The following is a 6,676-nucleotide window of genomic DNA, read 5'->3' as shown; positions in this document are numbered from 1 at the left end:
GTACTCTTTGATCGGGCTCTCAAAGAGGGAGAACGAACCGAAGCATGCCTCGCCACTTGCGCTCGACTAGATCGCCCCCTGTTGATTGCGTCCGTCGAAGACCAGGTCACTGGCCAGGATCAGTCGATCACGCGGATCGTCATCGCAGCCTTCAAGGATGAGGCCGGGTCAATCCAGGTGCTCCGCGATTGGGAGCTGCTAAAGCTGCTGAATAACCTTGGGCGCAGCGACACAATAATGCCTCCCGCCATAGACGGCAACGCACTGCGTGATCTTGAAGTGGTACTGCTCGACGCGATGACGAAACGAGTGACGCAGATTGCGGACATGATGAGCCGCCCAGGTCTGCGGAGCGAAATGATGCTGCTGCCTGAATACTGCCCGAGCACATAAGAACCCCGCAACGACGTAGCGTGTCAGCTCAAGAACGAAGCTGCCGATTGGACGCCGCGGTGGGTGGCGTCTGTCCAGTCTGTCGCTGCCTGACCCGGCCATATCAGAGCGATTCTCACCGCCAGAAACCGTCGCGCCTTTGGCCGTGCTGGTTGTCGTAGTTTTCGCGGGTGTCGTAGGCGCTCTTGCGGATACCCACTTCGACGCGCTGCCCCCCGACGTTGCGGATGTGGAGATCGCGCAGATCGACCTTGTTGCGCTGCGCCCAGTCCTTCGCCTCGCGCTCACTCCCAAAGGTCCCTGCGTCTTCGTAGTCAAATGCCATGTCTGTTCTCCTTCCTGATGATGATTTTGACGGCCCGTTTCAGGGGCTTTGCGCGACCCTTGTGCAACGGGAGAAAGGCATCGGCGCGCCGTTCCCTGAAAAGAGCCGCGCGCTGCGCCACCAGCCTCACAAAGGCGGCCGCGATCGTGCCGACCAGAACTGCGACAAGGATCATCAGACCTATCGCCACCAACTCGGCGGCCATTTTCTGGTCATCGAGGGCGGCTCGCAGATCAGCGCATCCCTGAACCCCGTGCGTGGTGAGATCGCAGACCACGAAGCTGTCCCCGCCAGCGGCACGCGCAATCTCCGAGAGTCCTGCCTCGTTCACCAGATTGGTCAGGGTCAGCTGCTGCGTGAGGTGAATCTCGAAATTGTCTGAAGGCGGCGTACCCGCTGCGGCATGGCCCATCTGTGTCACGATCTTCCTCCTATCGGCTGCGTTCGATGTTGCGTTCGGGAACGTCCAATTGCGGCGTTGCCCGAAGGCTCGCCGGATCAATCCGCGAGGCATTTGCTTGCCTGTCCTCGGGTGCCCTCAAATGATCGGGAATTGTGGGCCGAAACTCGCCAGCCTCGCGGCCGCTGCGCTTCGTCTCGACCTGCTTTTCGCCAAGGGTTTCAAGCGCGCTGGTCTTGTCGCCCGGGTTGCGGTCGATCTGCGCCAGGAGCCGATCGCGGTCGTTGGTGACGATGGTGATGTCATCACGCACCCGGGTCATCATGACCAGCGCCAGACGCTGGTTCGACAAATGTCGGGCTGATGAGTGCATCTCACCGATCGCCATGTCGCGGGTGTCGCCCTGCGCCTGATGCATGTTGATCGCATAGGCCAGCCCCATCCGCTCCAGCATGCGGTCATTCTGCTTGAGTTCTACGGTCTCGCCTGCCTTGTTCTCGAGCGTGACGATCCCATCCCTGATCCCGAGGATTGTCGCCTCCTCGGACTTCATCAGCCCCCTGGCATCATCCTTTTCGGTCCAGCGGATCTTGTCGCCTTCGTAGATTGTCTCCTTGTGCTTTTCGGAGAGCCTCAAGGCATCGCGTTTGTCCGAAGGGTCGATTGCCGCCGGATCGAATTTGATCAGCTTGCCGCTTTCATCGCGCAGCATGACCCGGCCCTTTGCGTCGATGCCTTCGACATCGTACCGGCCCCGAACAAGCCCTCCCGGGGCGTTCTGGCGCTTCACTTCGAGCAGCTGGCCCTTGCTGTAGGTCGAGGCATAGCGCAGCTCCTCGCGCGTCGCATGGGCCGGGAGGAGAGTGGTCAGCCTCAGCCCTTCCCCCTGGATCGCCCCTTCTGCCTTCAGGCCCTGCTGGACCATCCGGTTGAGTTCGCCGCGCGCCGCTCGTCCTGACGAATAAATCGCGGTTCGCTCGCGATCGTCCGGCGACAGCTCCAGCCATTTTTGAGCGGTGACCTTGAGGTGGTCTGCGCCTGCTTCCACGACGCGCTCGCCAAGCGAGGCAAAGCTTTCCTTGAACATGCCGGCGCGCACCAGGCCCGCCGCTTCTTTCATGTGCTCGGTGCGCTGCCGCAGACTTGTGTCTATGCGAGCCATTGCGGGGTTGTCGGACTGGATCAGCGAAAAGCTCTTGCCCGCCTCGATCGGCTGTAACTGGGCGCGGTCTCCAATCATGACCAGCTTTTCAACACCAAGCCGGTTGGCGATCGTGAGCAGGTCATTCATCGGCTTGTTCGCAACCAGCGACGCCTCGTCCAAGACCAGCACTTTGCCGCGCAAGGCTTCGCGCGATGCCTCGAACTTCGGACCCGAGCCCGCAAGCGCGGGCCGCAGATGCTCATTCACAAAGGATGAGACGGTTCTTGCTGCGATTTCCTGCCTGACGACCTCTCCGTCTGGCCCGCGGATCTCCGTCCCGGTTCGAAGATCGCTGACCATCTTGTTGGCAAAGGCGAGGCCGATCACCTCCCTTCCCTCCTGATGCGCCACGCTCGCAATTGCCGAGATGATCGTCGTCTTTCCGGCACCTGCGACACCCTGGATCACGACCGTGCGGTCCTTGCTGGCGAGCGCCAGTGTTCCGGCGGCAATCTGCTCAGCGTTGAGGTCATGAGTGCCTGCGACTTGCCGCAAGCGCCCGGGGGCCTCGGCGGCTTCGATGATGGCCTGGCCTGCATCCTTTCCCGCGGCGACATTGGCCAGCGTTGCCCGCTCGATCTCGACATGTTCGGGTGTGGTGTATTTCTCGGGCCGGCCATCGAGCCTGCCGCTCTTGCCCTCAAGCACCCTCCCGTCGGCCACCAAGACGCCGATCCGTGCTTCCACCCCGTCAGCGGTCACGCCCTTTACGCCGAGGTCGAGCGCGGTCTTGACCAGGTCGCCTCGGGTCCAGGAGGTTTCGCGTTCGCCGATGATCCTGATCGCAGAAGCGGTTGCCATCTCAGTGCGCAGCTGCGTGGGCGTCAGGGTGATCCGTTGCAGGCCATTGGTTATCAGTGTGTCCGCTGGCCGAGTGTAGAGCTTCACGCTGTCGCGGAGCCCGCTCAAAGTCTCCTGCACCCGCTGAGGCGATCCCAAAGGGCTCTCGCGCCCCTCGGAGCCGCGTTCGCGCGCCTGTTCGACCAGCGCCTTGGCATCGAACCCCAGCCCGGCAGCGCGCTTGGCCCATTCTTGCCGGAGCGCCAGCTTGTCATCCGGATTCAGCTTGGGATCGCGGGTGCGCTTGGTGATTTCACGCAAGGCTTCTGTGTCGTTTGCGCTCTTCCCGAGTTTCTCGGCCGTTGCCAGAATGGTCAGGCGACGCTGGCTGAAGGCTTCGATCACATCGCGCGCCACGCCCTTGATTTCGAACTGGCCGTGCTTGCCCGTGATCTGGGTTTCGTAGCCGAGCTTCTCGAGGTTCGTCCGCAGCGCGGCGTTATAGATGGAACCAAGGACTGTGTTGTTCTTCCAGATATCTCCGTTCCACAGCGCCTTCCAGTTGCCGTCCTTATCCTGTGTCATCGCAGCAATGACAGCATGGGTATGGTTCTGCGGGTCCAGCGCCCGGCTCGTGTCGTGCTGGAACAGGGCATAGAGGAGCTTGCCTGTGACCACACCCTCGCCGTTGGCATTGCGTGATCGATCGCGGGCCTGCGCATAGTGCTTCTCGAGATAGGCAATGGTCGCCTTGACTGCGGACAGCTGTGCATCGAGGATCCGCTTGTCGCCGCCCAACTGCGCCAGCAGGCTGGCTGACTTCGGCATGGAGAATGTGAGGTCTATTCCCGAGCGGCGGTTTGCATTGCCATTGACGACCGTGTCATCGGGCAGTTTGCCATCGAGGACTTTTTCGAAGTCATCCTTGGCAACGGGACCAGCAAGACCAAGTGATTCGGCGCCCTTCCCGCCCCATTCGCTGAGCTCCGCAGGGCCATCGCCGACATAGTAGTCGTCCTTGGCGAAGTAGTTTGCGGCGCCGCCTGCTGATGCGACTGATGCGACCGACAGCATTTCAGGCGTCCCCTGCCTGTTCGCGCCGGAGCATCGGCCCGGCACATTGCGCGCAAAATAGGGGGCACGCATGGCTGGTCTGAGCTGCGGCGCTCATCGCCCAAGCTCCTGATCATCGTCGATGGAAGGGTCCTGACGGCTCTGCCTTTCGTTGCCGATGCCGCGCATGTTCTCTTTGGAAAGCTCGCTCTCCTGCGCGTCTGCCTTGCTGTTCTGCGCTCGCCCCTTTGGCCCTTCGATCTTCGCTTGCGCGCTGCGCTCTTCGCTGTCGCGCATGGCAAGGTTCTGCCGCTCGCGCTGGTCCTTCTTGCCAGGGCGGTTATAGCCATACAGCTCCCCTTGCGCTGGCTTTCGCTCGAAGTCTGCCCGCTCCTCTTCATCCTCAATCTTGCGTGTTACCTCCTCCCCGGTCAGCTCGCGCTCAGGGTTCAATGGCCCTTCGATCGCCTCCCTCAGTTGCTGTGCCGCCCGCTCAGCCTCACTCAGCGCGACCTCTTCGCGATCCTTCCGCTCCTTAGGCGCCATGTCAGGTTGTGCGCCTTCCCTATCCCCACCCCCCAATTCCGCGCCATCCCCGGACGGTGGTGTGTATTCGGCGGCGCGCATGTCGGTGACACGCTCGAAGCCTTTTGCGCGGGGTTCGTAATCTTTCCACGTCAGCCTGATACGGGCAGCGGGGAAGCCGTCCGGGAATTTCACGAACCCGTGCATGCTGGGCAGGTCGCTGATGTCGACCGGCATGACGAGTTCTTCGACGTTGGTACGGGGCGTGATCGTCGAGGCGTCGCGGTTGTCGTTATAGCCGTAGGAATAGGCTTCATCCATGATCCGGACTTGGCGGTTACCGATGAACTCGGAGCATCGCCGCGACGTCTCGGGATCGGCCGTCTTGAGAATCAGCTTGGTGCCCGCCAGCGAGGCCAGATTGGTAGCCCCGTTCTCGCCATAGGTTTCTTCAAGCTTGTCGAAGGAATGCATGCCAAGCACGAAGGCGCCGCCAAACGCGCGCGCGGTCTGAAGGCCATGGTCGATCGCCGGGAGACGATGCAGCGCATGGACCTCATCGATGAGAAACCAGGTGCGCAGATCGCGGCTCCGTCCCATGTGGAACAGCGCATTGACGGCGAGATCCATCCAGAGGGTCAAGAGCGGGCGATTGAGGACCAGGTCCGGGTGCGTAGAGGTAATGAAAAGGATCGATCCTTCCTTGACCTCGGTCGTCATCCAGTTCTTGATCGAGAAGCCGGTTTCACCCGGAGGTGGTTCGGGCAGGAAGCGAAAAACATTCGCATTGGCGATGAAAGTTGTCCGGATCGACTCTGCCATTTTGGCTGCGGCGGGCGACATCATCGGCCCTGCAATCGTGCCTTCAAGTTGAGCATGGATCGTCTTCAGATCCGACTGCATCAGGAAGTAGGAAAGCGCGCCATTTGAGCGCACGCCCATCTTGATCATCTTGACGCACATCTCGACGAACAGGGTGCGCGCCGATTTCTGCCAAAAGTCATCCTCCGCGCTGTGACCGCTCGGAACCAGCGCCGTCGCAGCGCTCATGAATTCGGCGTAGTTGTCGCAGTCGTTGAAGATCGACCATGGCACGCAGCGGCGGTCCATCGGATTGAGGATGATGTCCGTTTCGGCATCATAGAAGCTCTCGACGAAGGTGCCGGTCAGATCGAAAATGACGCAGCGATGCCCGCGCTCGCGCGCCTGCGTGACGATCTTCTTGAGCTCGGTTGTCTTGCCAGCGCCAGTCGTCCCGATGAACATCGCATGGCTTTGCTCAAGGCGCCAGGGAACCGGCACGCCTGCCAGACGGTAAGGCGCATGCAGACCCGCCCGGACACGGTCCTTCAATGGCTCCGCGAGGATCTTGTCGGGGTCGACTGCCGGCGTGCGCTTGCGGCACTCGCTGACATGCGCTTTCCAGTTATGGCTGGTGATGGCTTGAGCCAGCTCGCTGTGTGTCACAAGCACAGCACCGCGCTCATGGCGCTCGGTCAAAATGTCGGTGCCGCGCCGTTTCGAAAAGTCGACGAACCAGACGGTCAGAGGCACGCAGATAAAGGCTGCACCGAGACCTGCGGAAATGCTGACCTGCACGGCCTTGGCCCAAGCCCTTTCCACGGCAGGATGATAGGGCACCATCGACATAGTGCCTTGCACCATTTGACCCGACGGAAGGGTCAGGTTTACAGGCTTGTTCGGATTGAGCTGCACCCATCCCCAGGCCTCGGCGTAGAGCTTCATCAACACGAGCTGCACCTCGTGGTTTTTGAAGGTCAGACTGACGAGGATGCACAGCAGTACAACGGCGGTCCCGACCCAGACGTAGAGGGGCATTCTGATGCCCGCCCAGGTCATCAGGATTTCGTGGTGGAACAGCTGCGACCCGCGCGTGAAATTGCCTGCGTTCCGCTTCACTTTTCCGCGCGCGGAAGCGTGGGTGAGAGTGGCAGCTTTTTTGCTGAACCGGATGTCTTCAGCCATGATGCTCTCG

At 61.2% G+C, this 6,676-nt stretch carries 5 protein-coding genes; 2 read left to right on the top strand and 3 right to left on the bottom strand.

Features of this window, described 5'->3' with window-relative positions:
• The coding region (locus B7Y43_RS19470; protein ID WP_374133336.1) for a hypothetical protein at positions 1 to 393 on the top strand (393 nt) is incomplete at its 5' end.
• 115 nt (positions 394 to 508) lie between these two features.
• Here B7Y43_RS19470 and B7Y43_RS19465 read toward each other — a convergent pair.
• Positions 509 to 718, bottom strand: coding sequence for a hypothetical protein (locus B7Y43_RS19465; RefSeq protein WP_066274977.1), 210 nt, complete (start codon positions 716 to 718; stop codon positions 509 to 511).
• Between B7Y43_RS19465 and B7Y43_RS19460 the strand changes: the two genes are divergently transcribed.
• Entirely contained in the window at positions 717 to 1,100 is a 384-nt protein-coding gene (locus tag B7Y43_RS19460) for a hypothetical protein (protein ID WP_374133335.1), read from the top strand. The two genes, B7Y43_RS19465 and B7Y43_RS19460, sit on opposite strands and share 2 nt — an antisense overlap.
• Before the next feature lie 49 nt (positions 1,101 to 1,149).
• Here the strand turns inward: B7Y43_RS19460 and mobF are convergent, their stop codons facing one another.
• Positions 1,150 to 4,176: a MobF family relaxase gene (mobF, locus tag B7Y43_RS19455; protein ID WP_374133334.1), complete on the bottom strand. Its 3,027-nt coding sequence runs from the start codon at positions 4,174 to 4,176 to the stop codon at positions 1,150 to 1,152.
• Between the two features lie 93 nt (positions 4,177 to 4,269).
• The coding region (locus B7Y43_RS19450) for a type IV secretion system DNA-binding domain-containing protein (protein WP_374133333.1) at positions 4,270 to 6,676 on the bottom strand (2,407 nt) is incomplete at its 5' end.

Source organism: Sphingomonas sp. 28-62-20 (genome assembly GCF_002281505.1).
Note: the sequence above shows the minus strand (reverse complement) of the source record. Positions and strands in the feature narration are given on the sequence as shown.